Below are 17,745 nucleotides of genomic sequence, written 5' to 3'. Positions count from 1 at the left end.
CGGGCGGGGGGGGGGGGGGGGGGCCCCCCCCCCGGGGGGGGGGGTGGGGGGGGGGGGGGGGCGGGGGGGGGTGGGGGGGGGGGGGGGGGGCCCCCGCCCCGCGGGGGGGCCCCCCCCCCACGTCCGGGCGACCGGTGGTCGCGAGGTACATCAGTGGCAGCGGTAGGTCGGGGCGGAGTCCTTGACCTGGTTGTCCACTCCGACGAACTGCCAGGTGTAGGTGGTGTCGGTGAGGTCCAGCTTCAGCACGCCGTAGGGGCCGCTGATCCGCTTCTGGCTGTGGGGCTGGACGGTCTCGATCGGGTACGGGGAGGCGCCGCCCATGCCGCCGACGATCTCGACGATGCCGTCGGCGGTGGCCCGGCCGTCGGGGTCCTGCGGGGCGAAGCGCTCGTAGTGGTGGTCGTGCCCGTTGAGGACCAGGTCGGCCTTGGCGTCGTAGAGGATCCTCCAGACCGGCCGGGAGACGGGGTCGTTGCCGTGGCCGCCGGAGGAGTAGAGCGGGTGGTGGAAGTAGGCGGCGACGCAGCCCTTGGTGGTGCGGGCGAGGTCGTCCTTGAGCCACTGGATCTGGGCGGGGTCGTCGAAGGAGTTGGAGTCGAGGGCGACGAAGTGCCAGTTGCCGTGGTCGTAGCTGTAGTACGGCTTGCCCTGCGGGTAGGCGATCGCGCCGAAGTAGGACTTGTAGCCGGCGAGGGGTCCGGCCGGGTCGTAGGTCTCGTGGTTGCCGGGGACGGGCCGGGTCTTGGCCTTGAAGGCGCCCCAGGTCTTGTCGTAGTAGGCGCGGAAGTCGGAGAGCATCGCGTCGTCGTACTGGTTGTCGCCCATCGTCACGTGGAAGGCGGGCGCGAGGCGCTGCGCCAGCGCGGCCGTCTTGGGGTGGGCGCAGGAACTGCTGGACGCGGTGCACCGGTCCGCGATGTCCCCGGCGGCGACGACGGTGAAGGCGCCGGTGGGCGGGGGCGTGCCGCCGCCGGTGCCGTACACCTCCAGTTCGTACAGGGAGTAGCCGTACGGGGTGCCGCGCGAGGTGCCGTACACGCGCAGGTAGCGCCCCTGCCCGGTGAGGCCGGTCCAGTCGTCGGTGCCGCCGTTGCCCGCGCTCTCGGTGGCGAGGGTGGTCCAGGCGACGTTGTCGGCGGAGATCTCGACGCGGTAGGTCCGGGCGTACGCGACCTCCCACACGAGGCGGACCCGGGAGACGGTGGCGGAGGGGCCGAGGTCGACGGTGATCCACTGCGGGTCGGAGCCCTCGGCGCTGGCCCAGCGGGTGGTGGCGACGCCGTCGACGGCCTTCTCGGGGCCGAAGGTGGCGTCCTCGATCGAGGAGGAGGTGGCGGGCCGTCCCTGGGAGATCAGCGGGTCGGCGGCGGCTCCCGCCCGGCCGGGCTGGGCGAGGAGGAGACCGCCGACGAGTGCCAGGAGGGCGGCGAGGAGGAACGGCGGACGGACGGTCGTGAGGAGGGTGGGGCGGGGACGGAGGGGGGCTGAGACGGACGGGCGCATACCCGGACTCCCTGGCCTGAGGGTGGCGAGAGCTGGACACCGGTGCGGAGCACGGCCGGGCGCGCGGGGGCGCGGACGCCGGCCCCCGGGCGGGCCCGTGGGGCGCGGCGTCCGGCCCGTGAGGCGCGCGGGGCACCCCACGGCGAGCCGTGCACGGCGGCCGGGTCAGAGCTCTCGCTGAGCGCGTCACGTCCCGGGGAGGGGCCGCCGCGCCGAGCCGCCGCCGGGGATGCTATCGGACAGGAAGGTTTCCTTCCAGACCTTGGACAGGCCTCCGCCCGACCGGAGTTGCACGCGGGACGGGTGGGACGGAAGGGGCGACGGGAAGGTGAAGGGCTGTCACCGGCCCGTCGCGCACGGCGGGTCAGAGACTGATGTGGTACGCCTTGCGGAGCGTCTCGTGCACCGTCCAGGTGGTCCGGTCGCCCTCGCGCAGCACGCAGGCGTCGCCCGGGCCGATCTCCAGGGTCCGCCCGCCCTCGACCTCGACCGTCGCCCGCCCGCTGACCACCACGAACAACTCGTCGGCCTCCGTGTCCGTGACGACCCCGGGCGTGATCTGCCAGATGCCGCGCACCTGCGTGCCGTCGGCCGACTCCCACAGCACCTTCCCCGAGACCTCCGGGGCCCCGGAGACGATCTGCGCGGGATCGAGCGGCTCGGGTTCGAGTACGGCGTCCGGAATGTGCACGGCGAAGGACGGCAGGTCATGAGTGGTCGTCATGGGCGGTGACTGTAGCGGCCGGGGCGGACGGGCCGGGAGGGTGTCCGGTGTGCGCCACCGAGGTTTGCCGGACGCGCGCCCGCGCCAGGGATGGAGCATGCCCACACAGGTGTCCGAAGAGGTACGGGAGGCGCTCCACGAGGGCCGTCCCGTCGTCGCGCTGGAATCGACGATCATCGCCCACGGTCTGCCGCGCCCGCGCAACCTGGCCGTGGCCGTGGAACTGGAGGAGGCGGTACGGGCCGGGGGCGCCGTCCCCGCGACGGTGGCCGTCGTCGACGGCACGGCCCGGGTCGGCCTGGACCGGGCCGAGCTGACCCGGATCGCGGAGGATCCGGCGGTGCGGAAGCTGGGGCACCGGGACCTGGGCCCCGCCCTCGCGACGGGTGCGACCGGCGCGACGACGGTCTCGGCGACGGCCCTCCTGGCGGACGCGGCCGGCATACGCGTCTTCGCCACCGGAGGACTCGGCGGGGTCCACCGCGAGTGGCGCGAGACCCAGGACGAGTCCGCCGACCTGCGGCTGCTCGCCCGGGTCGGGATCACCGTGGTGTGCGCGGGCGTGAAGTCGATCCTCGACGTGCCGGCGACGCTCCAGCGGCTGGAGACCCTGGGCGTGACGGTCGTCGGGTACGGCACGGACACCTTCCCCGGCTTCTACCTGGCCTCCTCCGGCGAACCGGTCGACTGGACGCTGCGCAGCCCCGGGGAGGTGGCGGAGGTCATGCGGGCGCGGGACGGCCTCGGCGCCCCCTGGTCGGCGCTCGTGGTGGCCAACCCGGTGCCGGAGGCGGAACAGCTGGACCCGGCACTGCACGACCGGGTGCTCGCGCGGGGGCTCGCCGAGCTGAGGGAGAAGGGCGTCACGGGCCAGGCGGTGACGCCCTTCCTCCTGGAGTACCTGACGACCCACACGGACGGCGCGTCCCTGGAGGCCAACCTGGCGGCGGTGCGGGGCAACGTCCGGCTCGCGGCGCGCATCGCGGAGGCGTACGCCGCGGGCGGGCGGTGAGCGCCTCGGGCGGTGCGCTCCTGGTCGTCGGGGACGTGGTCACGGACGTCGTCGCCCGGCACCGGACCCCGCTGGCACCCGCCACGGACACGGCGGCGGAGATCCGCACCCTGCCGGGCGGGGCCGGCGCCAACGCCGCCTGCTGGGCAGCCCGTTCGGCGGCCGAGGTGCGGCTGCTCGGCCGGGTCGGTACGGACGCGGCCGACTGGCACGAGCGGGCCCTGCGGCGCGCGGGCGTGCGGCCGGTCCTCGTACGCGACCCGGAGGCGGCGACGGCGACCGTGATCGCCCTGGTGGACACCTCGGCGGAGCGCACGTTCCTGACCGACAGCGGAGCCGCCCTGCGCCTCTCCCCCGGCGACTGGTCGGCGGGGCTCCTGGAAGGGGTCGCCCGGCTCCACCTCTCCGGCTACCTGTTCTTCGCCGCCCCGAGCCGGGAGGTGGCCCGGCGGGCGCTGCGGGACGCCCGGTCGGCGGGGGTGCCGGTGAGCGTGGACCCGGCGTCGGCGGGCTTCCTCGCCGGGCTCGGCCCGGACCGGTTCCTGGCCAGGGCCGCGGGCGCGGAGACCCTGCTGCCCAATGCCGGCGAGGCCCGCCTGCTCGCCGGCCGCTCCTCGCCCGCCACGGCGGCGGCCACGCTCAGCCGGCGCTTTCCCCTGGTGGTCGTCACCCTCGGCGCGGGCGGAGCGCTGATCGCCGAGGGCGGCGCGGTCACGGCCCGCGTCCCGGCGCCCCCGGTCGGCCCGGACCGACTGGTCGACTCGACCGGCGCCGGCGACGCGTTCACCGGCGCCTTCCTGGCCGCCCGCCTCGCGGGCGCGACCCCCGCCGAAGCGGCGGAAGCGGGCTGCCGCGCGGGCGCGGAGGCGGTCACCCGGGTGGGCGGCCGGCCGGAGGACGTGGCGGAGGGCGAGGGCAGGGTCGACGGCACGGCGTGAGCGATGGCACGGCGCGGTACGGCTCCCGTGCCGCGCCCCCGGCAGCACGGCACGGCTCCGGCACCACTCCGGCCACGGAAGCACGGCACCCCTACCGGTCGATCCCCGTCCACGCCGGGTGGCGCGGGTCGTCGGCGCGCACGACGACGTCGGCGGTGCCGGCCGGGTCGACCTCGGCGGCGTACCGGGCGAAGGCCGGCAGGGTCCAGGCCTCCTCGGTGCGCCGGGCGAGTGCGGCGGGCGAGAGGCGCAGGTGGACGGTGAGGTCGAAGGGGAACCAGTGCCCGAGGAGGAACGGCCCGTGCACGATCAGCACCCCGCCGGGCGGCAGCGTCACGTACGGGCTGCGGGTGGCGCGGTCCCGCGCCGGGTCCCAGAGGTCGGGCAGCACCCGTCCGGTGCCGCCCGGCTCCAGGGGCGTGAAGACCTCCCGCCAGAGGGCCCCGGTGTCGACCCATTCGCCGTAGTACGCGTCGGGGTCCTGCTTGCCGTGCTCGTACCGGAGGGAGGCGGGCCGCAGGAAGCCGTCGGTCGCGACGACGTGGACGGCCCGGCCGCGTGCCCTCAGCTGTTCGGCGAGGTTCGCGGCCAGTTCGCCTCCGGGCGCGGCCGGCGGTCCGTCGAGCCCGACCTTCAGCCAGTCGCTTCCGTCGCGGGGGGTCGCCCGGTCGAGGTGGGCGCCGAGCCGGCCCGCCAGCCGGCCCCAGGTGATCGGCTCGTATCGCATTCCGCTCATCCTGCCCGCTCCTCTCCCGCCGTCCGCCACCGCCCCGCGCGCGACCGCGTTTGACCTTGCCACTGGCGTCAGGGTTCGACCACCGGGTCCATGAACACCACCTCACCCACCAGGGTCGTCGTCGTCACCGGCGCGGGTACCGGCATCGGCCGGGCCACCGCGCGCGCCTTCGCCGGGCAGGGAGCGGCCGTCGTCGCCGTGGGGCGCAGGCCGGAACCGTTGCGCGAGACGGCCGACGGCCATCCCCGCATCCACCCGCTGCCTCTCGACGTGACGGCGGAAGGCTCGCCGGAGGAGATCGTCCGCACCGCGCTCACCGGTCACGGCCGCCTCGACGTCCTCGTGAACAACGCCGGGATCGCGGCCGGCGGCCCGCTCGGCACCCTCGACCGGACCACCCTGGCGCCGCTCCTGGAGACGAACCTCCTCGCCCCGGTCCTGCTCACCCAGGCGGCCGTCCCGGCGCTCCGGGAGTCGCGCGGCGTGGTCGTCAACGTGACGACGGCGATCGGGCAGCGCGGCTGGCCGGGCAGCTCCGTCTACCCGGCGACCAAGAGCGCCCTGGAGACCCTCACCCGTTGCTGGGCGCTGGACCTCGCGCCCGACGGCGTCCGGGTGGTGGCGGTCGCCCCCGGTGCGATCGAGACACCGATCGGGGAGCACATGGGGCTGTCACCGGAACGCCTCCGGGCGGTACGGGAGTGGCAGCTCGCCCATACGCCGCTGCGGCGGCTCGGCCGGCCGGAGGAGGTCGCGTGGGCGATCACCGCGCTCGCCGCGCCCGAGGCCGCCTATCTGACCGGGACCGTCCTGCCCGTCGACGGCGGCGCCCTGGTGACCTGAGTCATGGCCCCACCGCCCGCGTGTCCGCCCGGTGGTAGAACAACGCGGGAGGTGGTGCGCGTGCGCATCGGTGAACTGGCCCGCAGGACGGGTGTCTCGGCGCGGGCCCTGCGCCACTACGAGCAGGCGGGTCTCCTCGTCTCCGCCCGGGCGGCCAACGGCTACCGGGTGTACGAGGAGTCGGCGGTGGGCCGGGTGGCCAACATCCGCCATCTGCTGGACGCCGGGCTCACCCTGGAGGACGTCGCCGCCTTCCGCGAGTGCCTCGACGGGGACCTCGCCTCGGCCCCGCCGTCCGAGGGGGGCCTGCGGATCGCCCGTCAACGGCTGGCCGTCCTGGACGCGCGGATCGCGGCGCAGACGGCGGCCCGGGACCGTCTCGCCGCCGCCCTGGCCGCCGTCCGGACCTGACCGCGGCCCCCGCCGTCCACTTCCTGGGGGTCCCGCTCAGCGCACGTCCGACGTGGCCGGTTCGGCGGCGGACCCGCTCCGGCGCAGTTCGGCCCGGCCGCTGTCCAGGGCCTCGGCCGGCGTGAGCCGCCCCGCCGCGAGCGCCCGGCAGGTCGCCGCGTCCGTACGGAGTCGTACGTCGGGGTCGCCGGCCGCCCCGTCCCCGTACGCGAGGCTGCCGTCGGCCCCGATCCGTACGTGGAACTCGCCTTCGTCCAGGGTCACCTGCACGAGTCCGGGGCCCAGTTCCGCGAGCGGTCCGAGGAGCGGGACGGCGAACCAGTGGGCCCGGACGGCGTCGGTCGGGCGCGGTTCGGCGAGGTCCTGCGCGCCCCAGTCGGCCAGGGCGCGCAGGACGGGGAGAAGGTCCCGTCCGCGCGGGGTGAGTTCGTACACCGAGGCCGAGGCGGGGGGCGGCAGACGGCGGCGGGTGACGAGTCCGGTGGCCTCCATGTCCTTGAGGCGGCCGGCGAGCATGTCGGTGCTGACGCCGGGGAGATCGGCGTGCAGGTCGGTGTAGCGGCGCGGTCCGGCGAGGAGTTCACGGACGACGAGCAGGGTCCAGCGGTCGCCGACCAGGTCGAGGGCGTGGGCGGCGGCACAGTGCTGGTCGTAGCTGCGGCGGCGTGGCTGACGTGGCATGTCCCGCAGTCTAGACATGTTGTTGGACTTTCCAAGCTCGAACTTGGTAAAACCAAGCACCAACAGTTTCCGGGGACCTGGGGAGTGCGGACATGGAGTTCCGGCAGTCGAGCAAGCTGAACGAGGTCTGCTACGAGATCCGCGGCCCGGTCATCGAGCACGCCAACGCGCTGGAGGAGGCGGGCCACAGCGTCCTGCGCCTCAACACCGGCAATCCGGCCCTCTTCGGCTTCGAGGCCCCGGAGGAGATCGTCCAGGACATGATCCGGATGCTCCCCCGGGCCCACGGCTACACGGACTCGCGCGGCATCCTCTCCGCCCGCCGGGCCGTCGCCCAGCGCTACCAGGAGATGGGCGTGCCCGGGGTCGACGTGGACGACGTCTTCCTCGGCAACGGCGTCTCCGAACTCGTCTCCATGGCCGTCCAGGCCCTGGTGGAGGACGGCGACGAGGTCCTGATCCCGGCCCCGGACTTCCCGCTCTGGACGGCGGTCACCACGCTCTCCGGCGGCAAGGCCGTGCACTACCTGTGCGACGAGTCCTCCGACTGGTACCCGGACCTCGAGGACATGGCGTCGAAGATCACCGACCGGACCCGGGCCGTGGTCGTCATCAACCCCAACAACCCCACGGGCGCGGTCTATCCGAAGGAGGTCGTGGAGGGCATCCTCGACCTGGCCCGCCGCCACGGGCTGATGGTGTTCGCCGACGAGATCTACGACCGGATCGTCTACGACGACGCCGTCCACCACCCGGCCGCCTCCCTCGCTCCCGACCTCGTCGTCCTGACCTTCGGCGGTCTGTCCAAGACCTACCGGGTGGCCGGCTTCCGCTCCGGCTGGCTCGTCGTCAGCGGCCCGAAGCAGCACGCGAGGAACTACCTGGAGGGCCTCACCATGCTGGCCTCCATGCGGCTCTGCGCCAACGCCCCCGCCCAGTACGCCATCCAGGCCGCGCTCGGCGGCCGGCAGTCGATCGACGAGCTGACCGCCCCGGGCGGCCGGCTGCGCGAACAGCGCGACCGGGCCTGGGAGAAGCTCAACGAGATCCCCGGCGTCTCCTGCGTGAAGCCGAAGGGCGCCCTGTACGCCTTCCCGCGCCTCGACCCGGCCGTGCACCGGATCCACGACGACGAGAAGTTCGTGCTCGACCTGCTGCTGCGCGAGAAGATCCAGGTCGTGCAGGGGACGGGATTCAACTGGCCGAGCCCGGACCACTTCCGCATTCTGACCCTGCCGCACGCCGACGTCCTCGACGCCGCGATCAGCCGCATCGGGCGCTTCCTCAACGGCTACCGGCAGTGACGCCCGGCCCTCCGGCTGTCATGATCGGAGGGTGGGGGGATCTACGGATCCGTGTCGGCGCGGGAGGGACGACCGGTCATGGACGCGGCACTGACAGCCGTGGCGGGAACACTTCTGGGTGTGATCGCGACGCACTGGTTCCAGGGGCGGGCCACCGAGCGCACGGCCGCGCTCGCCCGGAGCGAGCAGCTCCGGCAGGAGCGGATCGCCACCTTCAGCGCGTTCGCGGGCGCGCTGGTCGACTACCGGCACAGCCAGAACGACCGTTGGTTCCGGGCGGCGGAGGAGCCGGGCTCCGAGGAGGCCGAGGAGTCCCGCTTCGCCTCCTACCGGCAGCGGACCGCGGCCCGGCAGGCCCTGTTCCGGGTGCAGCTGGTCTGCGAAGACCCCGATGTCCGGCGTCTCGCGGAGGCCGCCTTCAAGGAGACCCACTGCATGCACGAGGCGGCTGACGCGCAGGAGCGCGCCCGCCGCTCGGACCGGGCGCAGCAGGCACTGGCCCGGTTCGTCACGGCCGCCGCCCCCGGCGTGCGCTGAGGGAGACCGGCCGTGGACCTGGTCGCTCCCGTCGTCGTCGAGCCGCTGCGCGGACGCCGCTGCTCCGAGTGCCGGCAAGGACCTCTGCCGCGGATGATCCTGGAGTTCAACGCACCGGTGTGCCTGGACTGCGCGGACCTGGGGCACCTGGTCTTCCTGCCGCGCGGTGACACGGCCCTCACCCGGCGCGCCCGGGAGAACAGCGCCCTGTGGGCGGTGGTCGTCCGGCACAACCGGCGCCGTACGCGGTACGAGCGGCAGGGGCTGCTCGTCGAGGAGGAGGCGCTCGCCCGGGCCGAGGCGGCCTGCCTGGCGGACGCGGAGGCGCGGGCCAGGCGGCGGGCCCGGGACGCGGAGCGGCGCGCGGTCCGCGACGCCGGGATCACGGCGGCCCTGGAGGCGGAGATCCTGCGGCTGTTCCCGTCGATCCCGGCGGAGCGGGCGCGGGAGGTCGCGGTGCACGCCTCGGTGAAGGGCAGCGGCCGGGTGGGACGCACGGCGGCGGGCCGGGCCCTGGACCCGGGCGCCGTCACGGCCGCGGTGCGGGCGTCCGTACGGCACGTCGACACCCCCTACGACACGCTACTCATGCGGGGCGTGCCCCGTCACCAGGCCCGGACGAGGGTGGCACCCGCCATCGAGGCGGTGCTCCGGGCCTGGCGGTACGGCGGGGAGGACGGCCACGGCCGCGACCGGGGCTGACGGCTGGTGAGCCGACGGACCCGCGGCCGGGGCGGGCGTCCCGGACGGTCAGGCCCGGCCGGCCGTCTCGGTGTCGCCGGCGCGGCGGGCGCGGCGGTACAGCAGGGCGCCGCCGAGGAGCAGCGCGGCGCTCGCCGGGAGCACGTAGCCGAGGGCGTCGGCGCCGGTGGCGGCCAGCGCGGGGCCGCTCGCCTCGCCCTGCGGCGCGGGCGCGGGCGCGGGGCGCGGGGCCTCGTCGTCCTGCGGCACCGGCACGTTCCGCACGGGGGCGGGGGTCTGGGGACGCGGCGTCGGGTTCTCGACCGGCTGCTCGGGCAGCTCCGGCTTCGGCGGCGTCACCGGGCCGTTGACCGAGGTGTTGCCGAAGGCCGGGTTGCCGATGCCGATCACGTTGACGGAGTTGCCGCTGACGTTGACCGGGACGTGGACGGGGGCCTGGACGACGTTCCCGGAGAGCACACCGGGCGAACCCTGGGCCGTGCCCTCGGCGGTGGCCCCACCGCCGTTGGAGGATCCGCCGCCGTGGGAACCGCCACCGTGGGAGCCGCCCTGCTCCCCGCCGCGCGGGGTGCCGGGCAGGTCCTTGTGCGCGCGGCCGCCGCTGTCCTCGCCGTAGCCCGCGGGCTCGGCGGAGTGGTTCGCACAGCTGTTGCCGAAGGCCGGGTTGAGCAGTCCGACGACGTTCACCGTGTTGCCGCAGACGTTGACCGGTACGTGCACCGGCGCCTGCACCGTGTTGCCGGACGCCACTCCCGGCGAGCCGACCGCGGCGCCCTGTGCGCCGGAGTCGGCGTGGGAGACGCCCGCCGAGAGAGCGAGCGCCCCACCCGTGACCATCAGTGTGGCCAGACCACTTCGGCGAATCTGCCTCATGGCTTCCTGCCTTCCGGAGGTGTACACGGGCGAGTGCCCGTACCGGAATAAACGCACCGAACACGTGCGCCGGATCCTCTCGTTGGCGTGATTCACTCCAACGAGTGGGGTTGGGTTCACCTGTCCGTCACCCGCCGAGAAGGTCCGTGAGGGCTCCGACCGGGTCGGCGTCGGGGGCGCCGCGCGGCCACCAGTCGTCGCGGCCGGGGTCCGACTCGTACCCGTACCAGAGACCGTCACGGCCGAGACGGAGCTGGAGGGCGTCGGTGCTCAGCCGGTTGCGCCAGGGGCGGAAGGCGGGGAAGTCGGCGGCGAGCAGGGCGGGTCTGGCCCGGTCGAAGGGTCCGGCCGGCGGGTCCCAGGGCTCCTCCAGGACGGCGAGGCCCTCGGCGCCGCCCTGCCGCCAGGCGGCGACGGCGCGCGCGAGGTCCGTGGAGGTGCGGCCGAGGGCGTGGGCGAGGTCGCGGTAGAGCGCGCGGGTCGAGGCGGTGAGCCCGGAACCAGGGTGCGCGGCGGCCAGCCGTACGGCGTCCTGCCAGGGCGTCAGCGCGGCGACCGGGTCGGTGCCGGTGAGGAGGAAGGTGTGGGCGCGGGCCGCGGCCTCGGTGGCGAGGAGGTCGAGGGCGAGCGGGTCGGGAGCCGCGGGGTCCGGCGGGAAGACGGCGGGGCGGCCGGGCCGGTCGGGGACCGGCAGCGGCGGGGGCAGCGGCGGGAGTCCGGTTCCGGCCGCGGCGTCGAGGGCCTCGCGCGCGGGCACGGTGGGCAGGGGCGGCGCCGCGGAGGAGGCCTCCGCGGCGGACAGGGCCGCGTTGCGCCGGGTGAACTCGGCGAGGAGTTCCCGCTCCCCGCGTCCCCGCATGAGGAAGAGGACGAACGGGTCCTCGTCGAGCAGCCGGGCGGCCTGGTAGCAGAGGGCGGCGGCGTGCTTGCAGGGGTAGCCGTCGTCCGGGCAGGAGCAGTCCGGGACCAGGTCGCCGGGGGCGGGCAGGAGTCCGGTGACGGCCTCCAGGGCGTGCGGCACGTCCTTGTCGAGGAGCGCGGCGATGTGTTCGGGGCGGGCGGTGACCTCGTCGAGGAAGCGTTCCCAGCCGTCGTCGCCGAGGGTGCGCATCCGGATCTCGGTCCGGTACGGGCGGGGCCGGCTGCCGTGGACGTAGGCGACGACCCGGCCGGGGGTGACGGTGATCGCGTCGACGTGGCCGCGCCCGGCGTAGGCCTTGCCCCGGGCCAGGCGGGCCGTGTCCAGGGCGGTGTTCTCCAGGGCCTCCACCCAGGCGTTGCCCCACCAGGTGGCGGCGAACCGGCCGTCGTCCCCGGTCCGGGGCGCGAGCTGCGGGAACGAGCGGCGCCGGTCGTCGTGGCGGGCGGCCGCCTCGCGCGCGGCACCGGCCCGTCCGGGGCCTCGGCCTCCGGTGCGGTTCACGAGGGCCTCCTCAGGGACACCAGGTCCGCGAGTTCCCGGTCGGTGAGTTCGGTGAGAGCGGCCTCCCCGGAGCCGAGGACGGCGTCGGCCAGGGCCCGCTTGGCGCGGAGCATCTCGGCGATGCGGTCCTCCACCGTGCCCTCGGCGACCAGCCGGTGGACCTGGACGGGCTGGGTCTGGCCGATCCGGTAGGCCCGGTCGGTGGCCTGCTCCTCGACGGCCGGGTTCCACCAGCGGTCGTAGTGCACGACGTGACCGGCCCGCGTGAGGTTGAGGCCGGTGCCGGCCGCCTTGAGGGAGAGCAGGAAGACGGGTACCTCGCCGGACTGGAAGCGGTCGACCATCCGCTCGCGCTCGGCCACCGGTGTGCCGCCGTGCAGCAGTTGGGCGGGGACCCCCCGGGCGGCCAGGTGGTCGGCGAGGAGTCGGGCCATCGTCACGTACTGGGTGAAGACGAGCACGGACCCGTTCTCGGCGAGGATCGTGTCGAGGAGCTCGTCGAGGAGTGCCAGCTTGCCGGAGCGGCCGGCCAGCCGGGCGGTGCCGGCGCCGCGCGGCGCCTCCTCCTTGAGGTACTGGGCCGGGTGGTTGCAGATCTGCTTGAGGGAGGTCAGCAGTTTCATGATCAGCCCGCGGCGGGCCATGCCCTCGGCCTCCCCGATGAGCGTCATCGTCTCGCGGACGACGGCCTCGTAGAGACTGGCCTGTTCACGGGTGAGGGGCACGGGGTGGTCCGACTCCGTCTTCGGCGGCAGTTCGGGGACGATGCCGGGGTCGGACTTGCGGCGGCGCAGCAGGAAGGGCCGCACGAGCCGGGCGAGCCGCCGCACCGCCTCGTCGTTGTCGATCTCCTCGCTGTTCTCCACGGCGCGGGCGTGACGGGAGCGGAAGGCCTTGAGCGGGCCGAGGAGGCCGGGGGTGGTCCAGTCGAGGATCGCCCAGAGTTCGGAGAGGTTGTTCTCCACGGGGGTGCCGGTGAGGGCGACCCGGGCGGGGGCGGGGATGGTGCGCAGGGCCCGGGCGGTGGCGGAGAACGGGTTCTTGACGTGCTGGGCCTCGTCGGCGACGACCATCCCCCAGCGCTGCGCGGCCAGTTCGGCGGCGCTGGTGCGCATGGTGCCGTAGGTGGTGAGGACGAATCCGCCGTCGGCTCCGTCGAGGCTGCGCTCCGCGCCGTGGAAGCGGCGGACGGGCACGCCGGGCGCGAACTTGCGGACCTCCCGCTGCCAGTTGCCGAGGAGGGAGGCCGGACAGACGACCAGGGTGGGCGCGGGGTGGGCGCGGCGCAGATGGAGCGCGATGAGGGTGACCGTCTTGCCGAGGCCCATGTCGTCGGCGAGGCAGCCGCCGAGACCGAGCGAGGTCATGAGGTCGAGCCAGGCGAGTCCGCGGAGCTGGTAGTCCCGCAGGGTGGCCGTCAGGCCGGGCGGGGCCTGCACGGCCTCGGGGCCGGCGACGAGCCGGTCGCGGAGGGTGGCGAGCGCGCCGACGGGGACGGCGGGGACGGTCTCGCCGTCCACCTCCGCCGTGCCGGTGAGGGCCACGGCGAGGGCGTCCACCGGCTCCAGGAGGCCCAGCTCCCGCTTGCGGGCCTTGCGGACGAGGGCGGGGTCGACGACCACCCACTGGTCACGGAGCCGGACGACGGGCCGGTGGGCCTCGGCGAGGAGGTCCATCTCGCGCTCGGTCAGCGGATCGCCGTCGAGGGCGAGCTGCCAGTTGAAGCGGAGCAGTTCCTCGCTGTCGAAGAAGGAGGTGCCGTCGGTCGCGGAGCCGGGGGCCTGGCGGGCGGGGCGGACGACGGCGGAGGCGCTGAGGGAGCGGGCGAGTTCCCGCGGCCAGTGGACGGCGACCCCGGCGTCGGCGAGCCGGGCGGCGGCCGGGCCGAGGAGCTCGTACAGCTCGTCCTCGGTGAGGGCGAGGACGTCGGGCACGTCCCGCTCCAGGAGCCGGGCGAGCGGCGGCCAGACCCGGGCGGCCCGGCGCAGCGCGAGGAGGGCGTCGATGCGGGCGCGCGGTCCGAAGTGCTCGCCCTCCCCCGCCCAGAGACCGGCGGCGTCGATGACGAGGGTCGGGTCGGCGAGGCTGTGCACCTGGAGGAGGGCCGCGGCGGCCTGGCGCTCCCCGCCGTCGGCGCCGTCCTCGGCCGGTGTCCCGTCGGCGATGTCGAAGAGTTCGTACCCGGACAGGTCGAGGCGGAGCGAGACGCGTACGCCCGCGTCCATGCCGGCCGCCGCCTCGGCCGCCCAGGCACGCGCGCGGGGAAGGTGCTGGGGTTCCCGTGCGGCGAAGGGGGCGCCGACCGCGTGGGCGGCGGCGGGGGTGCGGGGCAGGGTGTCGGCGACGGCGTCGAGGAAGGCGCGGACGAGCGCCTCCGGCTCGGGCAGCCGCAGCGGACCCCGGCCGGGGACGGGCACGGGGTGCGCCTCGTACGGCATGGCGGCGGCCACGGCCCGCAGGTGGGCGATGTCGTCGGCGTCCAGGGGGCCGGCCCGCCAGGCGTCCAGGTCGTCGGCGGTGAGACCGGGCAGCGTACGGCCCCGGGCCGCGACGTGCAGGGCGTGCAGCGCGGCGGCGCCCCAGCAGGCGGTGGCGGGGTGGGCGGCCGGGTGGTGGCGGGCAGCGGTGAGGAGGGGCAGGGCGGTGTCGACGGGCAGGGTCACGGAGGGGACGGTCACGGCGCGGGCTCCCGCGCCGTGCCGCCGGACCACGGTCAGCTCGGCGGCCTCCGCCCCGGGGACGCCGGAGAGGTCGGGCAGGGCGGCGCCGTCCGGGGCCCAGTACGCGACGCGGCCCTCGCGCGGGAGGGCGGCGGGCAGGAACACGGCGGCGGCGGTCGTCCACGTGTGGGTCATGCCGGGTCCCTCCTTCCCGCTCCTCGGTGCCGGGTGCGTACGGCCCGGTGGCGGCGTCGGTCGTACGCCTCGGTCACGACCTTACGGGTGGGGTCCGACAACGGGCTCGTCCGCCGCTTCGCCCGGGCGGCCCAGCAGCGGATGCCGGGAGCGCGGGCGGGCGGCAGGGTGGCGGCACCAGGGGTCGCGTGCGCCCGCCGCGCGCGCCGGCCGCCGGGACCGTCGCCCGACAGAAGAGGAACCGCCATGTCCGTTCGCCGGCGTCTCACGACCACCACCGGGGCCGTCCTGCTCACCTTCGCGGTCGCGGGCTGCTCCGGCCTCGGCCGCAGCGCCGTGGGCACCCTCACGTACGAGACCGGGAACGGGGCGAAGGTCATGGTGACGAGCCCCTCGGTGAAGGGCTGCCACCGGCTGGCGCCGGCGGGGGCGACGGACGTCGACAACGAGACGCTGGTCGACATCATCCTCTACCAGGCACGGGACTGCCGGGGGCGGGAGTCCACGTACCTCCCCAGCAACAGCGGCAACTCGATCACTCCGGGCTCGCGGCCCTGGCACAGCTACAGCGTGGTCCACTGACCCCGCGCGCCGGGGGCCGCTCCCGCCGGGGGCCCGGCCGGTTTCCTCCCCGTCCGCGCGGAGGGATCCTGGAGGTGTCCGCGGGGGAACCGACGGGAGAGCCGGCCGTCATGCGTACCGGAAGTGAGCCGGTGACCGCGCGCAGCGCCCTGCGCCTGCGGTTCTGGCTGAGCGCCTGGGGTCTGGTGTGGGCCGTCCTCGGAACGGTCGTGTTCGCGCTGGTGGGGCGCCCTGGCTGGGCCGCCGCGTGCGGGGTCCTGTGCGTGGTCGTCACGGTGGACCTCGTCCTGGTGCTGCGCCATCTGCGGCAGGGCCCGCACTGGCAGCCGGGCCGGGACGTCCCGCCCTACGAGCCGGACCACGGCGGGCCGGACGGGCGGCGCCGCTGAAGCGGGCCGCTCCCGCCCGTCACTCCTGCGGGCCGAACCCGGCGGCCTGCAGGTATTCGGGCTTCGGGTCGAGCGCGGCGGCGAGGCGGAAGTGCCGGGTGGCCTGAGCGGGCTGCCCGGAGCGCTCCAGGGTGCGGGCGAGGGCGAAGTGGGCGAAGGCGTTGTCCGGCTCCCGCTCCAGGACCAGCTCGAACTCCAACTGGGCGGGCCGCAGCTGGGCGGCGGCGAAGAAGGCCCGGGCCCGCAGGAGGCGCGCGGCGGTGTTCTCGGGGTGGGCGGCGATCACCGAGTCGAGCAGCTTCACGGCTCCGCGCGGGTCCCGCGCGGCGAGCAGCTGCTCGGCGGCGCGGAAGTCGATGACGTGCGTTTCCGGGTTCCTGTCGGCCACGATGGCATCCTTCCCTCGATCGGATGCTTGAACACCGGACGTCCCGGCCGCATTCCGGGCCCGCGGCGGAGCCCGGCCCGTCCTACCGGACGGCCTCGGCGGCCCGGCGCCTCAGCTCGTCCCAGACGTCGCGCACCTGGGGTTCGAGGGCGTCGAGGGGGCCGTCGTTGTCGATCACGAGGTCCGCGATCGCGCGCCGCTGCTCCCGCGTGGCCTGGGCGGCCATCCGGGCCCTGGCGTCCTGTTCGGCCATGCCCCGGAGCCGTACGAGCCGGTCGAGCTGGGTCTCGGGGGAGGCGTCGACCACGACGACCAGGTCGAAGAGGGGCGCGAGCCCGTTCTCGGTCAGGAGGGGTACGTCGTGCACGACGACGTCCCCGGCTGCGGCCGCGGCCTCCAGCTCGGCCGACCGGTCCCGGACCAGCGGGTGGACGATCGCGTTCAGGGTCGCGAGGCGCTCGGCGTCGGCGAACACGAGGGATCCGAGCCCGGGCCGGTCGAGCGTCCCGTCCTCGGTCAGGATCCCCTCCCCGAAGGCGTCCACGACGGCCGCGAGGCCCGGCGTGCCGGGCTCGACGACCTCGCGGGCGATCCGGTCCGCGTCGATCAGCACGGCCCCGTACGAGACGAGCAGCCGGGACACCTCACTCTTGCCGGCGCCGATCCCGCCGGTCAGGCCCACCTTCAGCATGAGCGGCAGCTTAGGGGGTGGTGCCGGGGCACTACACGTCGCCCTCCCGCTCGGCGAGGAAGCGCTCGAACTCGCGGCCCAGTTCGTCGGCGGACGGCAGGTCGACGGGCTCCGCGACCAGGCTGCCGCGGGTCTCGGCGCCGGCGACGGCGTCGTACTGGTGCTCGAGTCCCTGGACGAGCGAGACGAGTTCCTCGTCGCCCTCACGGATCTGGCGGTCGATCTCGGTCTGGGTGCGGCGGGCCTCCGAGCGGAGGGCGTGGGCGACGCCGGGCAGCACCAGGCCGGTGGCGGCCGTGACCGCCTCCAGGACGGTCAGGGCGGCGTCCGGGTACGGCGAACGGGCCACGTAGTGCGGGACGTGGGCGGCGACGCCCAGCGTGTCGTGGCCGGCCTCCATGAGCCGGTACTCGAGCAGGGCCTCGGCGCTGCCGGGCACCTGTGCCTCGTCGAAGGGGCTGCGGTACCCCGGCATGAGGTCGGTGCGGCTGCCGTGCGGCGTCAGGCCGACGGGGCGGGTGTGCGGCACGCCCATGGGGATGCCGTGGAAGTTGACGGAGAGGCGGACGCCGAGGCGCTCCACGATCTGGCGGACGGCGGCGGCGAACCGCTCCCACTCGACGTCCGGCTCGGGGCCGGAGAGGACGAGGAAGGGGGCGCCGGTGGCGTCCTGGACGAGGCGGACCTCGATGGACGGCGTCTCGTACGCGGTCCATCGGTCGCGCCGGAAGGTCAGCAGGGGCCGGCGGGCACGGTAGTCCACGAGCCGGTCGTGGTCGAAGCGCGCCACCAGCTGGTGCGGAAGGGTGTCGAGCATGCGGCCGATGATCTGCTCACCGGTCTCGCCGGCGTCGATGTAGCCGTCGAAGTGGTAGAGCATGACCAGCCCGGCCGATTCCTGAGCCAGGGCCACGTCCACCACGGCCAGGCCCTTCGGGTCCCATACGTACAAATCCTGGGGATCAAGCACGATTACCGCTCCTCCTCGTGTCCTTCTGGGGAACGCGGGGCGCGGCGCGGTGATTCCCGTCGGAGCGATCTTCCACCGGACCGATGGCCTCCGGTACCGGCGGCGCCGCCCTTCGGCGGGCTCCCACCTCCGCGACTGGTCCAGACCTTGACAGCCGGAAGGCCCCTCCCTACCGTCTCG

At 75.2% G+C, this 17,745-nt stretch carries 19 protein-coding genes; 9 read left to right on the top strand and 10 right to left on the bottom strand.

Annotated elements, in window-relative coordinates:
- Nucleotides 1-150: 150 nt before the first annotated feature.
- Together ACFY60_RS13870 and ACFY60_RS13865 are read right to left on the bottom strand one after the other, a co-directional pair.
- Nucleotides 151-1,506: a discoidin domain-containing protein gene (locus ACFY60_RS13870; RefSeq protein ID WP_388611478.1), complete on the bottom strand. Its 1,356-nt coding sequence runs from the start codon at nt 1,504-1,506 to the stop codon at nt 151-153.
- Nucleotides 1,507-1,870: 364 nt separating this feature from the next.
- A complete protein-coding gene (locus ACFY60_RS13865) occupies nt 1,871-2,230 on the bottom strand; it encodes a cupin domain-containing protein (RefSeq protein WP_388611476.1) in 360 nt (119 codons plus the stop codon).
- 97 nt (nt 2,231-2,327) lie between these two features.
- On the opposite strand from ACFY60_RS13865, the gene ACFY60_RS13860 reads away from it, so the two are divergent.
- Both ACFY60_RS13860 and ACFY60_RS13855 read left to right on the top strand, forming a co-directional pair.
- The gene (locus ACFY60_RS13860; RefSeq protein ID WP_388611474.1) at nt 2,328-3,242 is read left to right on the top strand and encodes a pseudouridine-5'-phosphate glycosidase; all 915 of its coding nucleotides are present in this window, start codon (nt 2,328-2,330) and stop codon (nt 3,240-3,242) included.
- Nucleotides 3,239-4,180, top strand: a complete 942-nt coding sequence (locus ACFY60_RS13855) for a carbohydrate kinase family protein (protein WP_388611472.1) — start codon at nt 3,239-3,241, stop codon at nt 4,178-4,180. Before ACFY60_RS13860 ends, ACFY60_RS13855 begins: the two co-directional genes overlap by 4 nt.
- A gap of 91 nt (nt 4,181-4,271) precedes the next feature.
- On the opposite strand, the gene ACFY60_RS13850 is transcribed toward ACFY60_RS13855, so the two are convergent.
- A complete protein-coding gene (locus ACFY60_RS13850; protein WP_388611742.1) occupies nt 4,272-4,907 on the bottom strand; it encodes a uridine kinase in 636 nt (211 codons plus the stop codon).
- 99 nt (nt 4,908-5,006) lie between these two features.
- On the opposite strand from ACFY60_RS13850, the gene ACFY60_RS13845 reads away from it, so the two are divergent.
- Together ACFY60_RS13845 and ACFY60_RS13840 are read left to right on the top strand one after the other, a co-directional pair.
- Nucleotides 5,007-5,759, top strand: coding sequence for an SDR family NAD(P)-dependent oxidoreductase (locus ACFY60_RS13845; RefSeq protein ID WP_388611470.1), 753 nt, complete (start codon nt 5,007-5,009; stop codon nt 5,757-5,759).
- Nucleotides 5,760-5,819: 60 nt separating this feature from the next.
- Nucleotides 5,820-6,170, top strand: coding sequence for a MerR family transcriptional regulator (locus tag ACFY60_RS13840; RefSeq protein WP_388611469.1), 351 nt, complete (start codon nt 5,820-5,822; stop codon nt 6,168-6,170).
- Nucleotides 6,171-6,206: 36 nt separating this feature from the next.
- Here the strand turns inward: ACFY60_RS13840 and ACFY60_RS13835 are convergent, their stop codons facing one another.
- Nucleotides 6,207-6,851 carry a winged helix-turn-helix transcriptional regulator gene (locus tag ACFY60_RS13835; protein WP_388611467.1) on the bottom strand — a complete coding sequence of 215 codons (645 nt, stop codon included), beginning with the start codon at nt 6,849-6,851 and terminating at the stop codon, nt 6,207-6,209.
- A 92-nt stretch (nt 6,852-6,943) separates the two neighbouring features.
- Between ACFY60_RS13835 and ACFY60_RS13830 the strand changes: the two genes are divergently transcribed.
- The 3 genes from ACFY60_RS13830 (at nt 6,944) to ACFY60_RS13820 (ending at nt 9,394) form a co-directional block, all read left to right on the top strand.
- Nucleotides 6,944-8,155: a pyridoxal phosphate-dependent aminotransferase gene (locus ACFY60_RS13830; RefSeq protein WP_388611465.1), complete on the top strand. Its 1,212-nt coding sequence runs from the start codon at nt 6,944-6,946 to the stop codon at nt 8,153-8,155.
- Nucleotides 8,156-8,275: 120 nt separating this feature from the next.
- A complete protein-coding gene (locus ACFY60_RS13825; RefSeq protein WP_388611464.1) occupies nt 8,276-8,692 on the top strand; it encodes a hypothetical protein in 417 nt (138 codons plus the stop codon).
- A gap of 12 nt (nt 8,693-8,704) precedes the next feature.
- Nucleotides 8,705-9,394 carry a DUF2293 domain-containing protein gene (locus ACFY60_RS13820; protein ID WP_388611462.1) on the top strand — a complete coding sequence of 230 codons (690 nt, stop codon included), beginning with the start codon at nt 8,705-8,707 and terminating at the stop codon, nt 9,392-9,394.
- Between the two features lie 48 nt (nt 9,395-9,442).
- On the opposite strand, the gene ACFY60_RS13815 is transcribed toward ACFY60_RS13820, so the two are convergent.
- From ACFY60_RS13815 to ACFY60_RS13805, 3 genes are all read right to left on the bottom strand, one after another.
- Entirely contained in the window at nt 9,443-10,267 is an 825-nt protein-coding gene (locus ACFY60_RS13815) for a chaplin (protein ID WP_388611461.1), read from the bottom strand.
- Nucleotides 10,268-10,394: 127 nt separating this feature from the next.
- Nucleotides 10,395-11,690 (bottom strand): SWIM zinc finger family protein, encoded by a 1,296-nt coding sequence (locus ACFY60_RS13810; protein ID WP_388611459.1) that lies wholly within the window; start codon nt 11,688-11,690, stop codon nt 10,395-10,397.
- Nucleotides 11,687-14,545 carry an SNF2-related protein gene (locus ACFY60_RS13805; RefSeq protein WP_388611457.1) on the bottom strand — a complete coding sequence of 953 codons (2,859 nt, stop codon included), beginning with the start codon at nt 14,543-14,545 and terminating at the stop codon, nt 11,687-11,689. The genes ACFY60_RS13810 and ACFY60_RS13805 overlap by 4 nt, the downstream gene beginning before the upstream one ends.
- Nucleotides 14,546-14,791: 246 nt before the next feature.
- On the opposite strand from ACFY60_RS13805, the gene ACFY60_RS13800 reads away from it, so the two are divergent.
- Together ACFY60_RS13800 and ACFY60_RS13795 are read left to right on the top strand one after the other, a co-directional pair.
- Nucleotides 14,792-15,127 (top strand): hypothetical protein, encoded by a 336-nt coding sequence (locus ACFY60_RS13800; RefSeq protein WP_388611455.1) that lies wholly within the window; start codon nt 14,792-14,794, stop codon nt 15,125-15,127.
- A gap of 110 nt (nt 15,128-15,237) precedes the next feature.
- Complete coding sequence (locus ACFY60_RS13795) at nt 15,238-15,516, top strand: DUF6343 family protein (RefSeq protein WP_388611453.1); 279 nt, start codon at nt 15,238-15,240, stop codon at nt 15,514-15,516.
- Nucleotides 15,517-15,535: 19 nt separating this feature from the next.
- Here ACFY60_RS13795 and ACFY60_RS13790 read toward each other — a convergent pair whose 3' ends face one another.
- The 3 genes from ACFY60_RS13790 to ACFY60_RS13780 form a co-directional block, all read right to left on the bottom strand.
- Nucleotides 15,536-15,904 carry a tetratricopeptide repeat protein gene (locus ACFY60_RS13790; RefSeq protein WP_388611451.1) on the bottom strand — a complete coding sequence of 123 codons (369 nt, stop codon included), beginning with the start codon at nt 15,902-15,904 and terminating at the stop codon, nt 15,536-15,538.
- Nucleotides 15,905-15,986: 82 nt separating this feature from the next.
- A complete protein-coding gene (gene coaE / locus ACFY60_RS13785) occupies nt 15,987-16,595 on the bottom strand; it encodes a dephospho-CoA kinase (RefSeq protein WP_388611449.1) in 609 nt (202 codons plus the stop codon).
- A 31-nt stretch (nt 16,596-16,626) separates the two neighbouring features.
- Nucleotides 16,627-17,565, bottom strand: a complete 939-nt coding sequence (locus tag ACFY60_RS13780) for a PAC2 family protein (protein ID WP_388611447.1) — start codon at nt 17,563-17,565, stop codon at nt 16,627-16,629.
- Between the last annotated feature and the right edge of the window lie 180 nt (nt 17,566-17,745).

This window comes from Streptomyces sp. NPDC012827 (genome assembly GCF_042900905.1).
In the GTDB taxonomy this organism is placed as follows: domain Bacteria; phylum Actinomycetota; class Actinomycetes; order Streptomycetales; family Streptomycetaceae; genus Streptomyces; species Streptomyces gulbargensis.
Note: the sequence above shows the minus strand (reverse complement) of the source record. Positions and strands in the feature narration are given on the sequence as shown.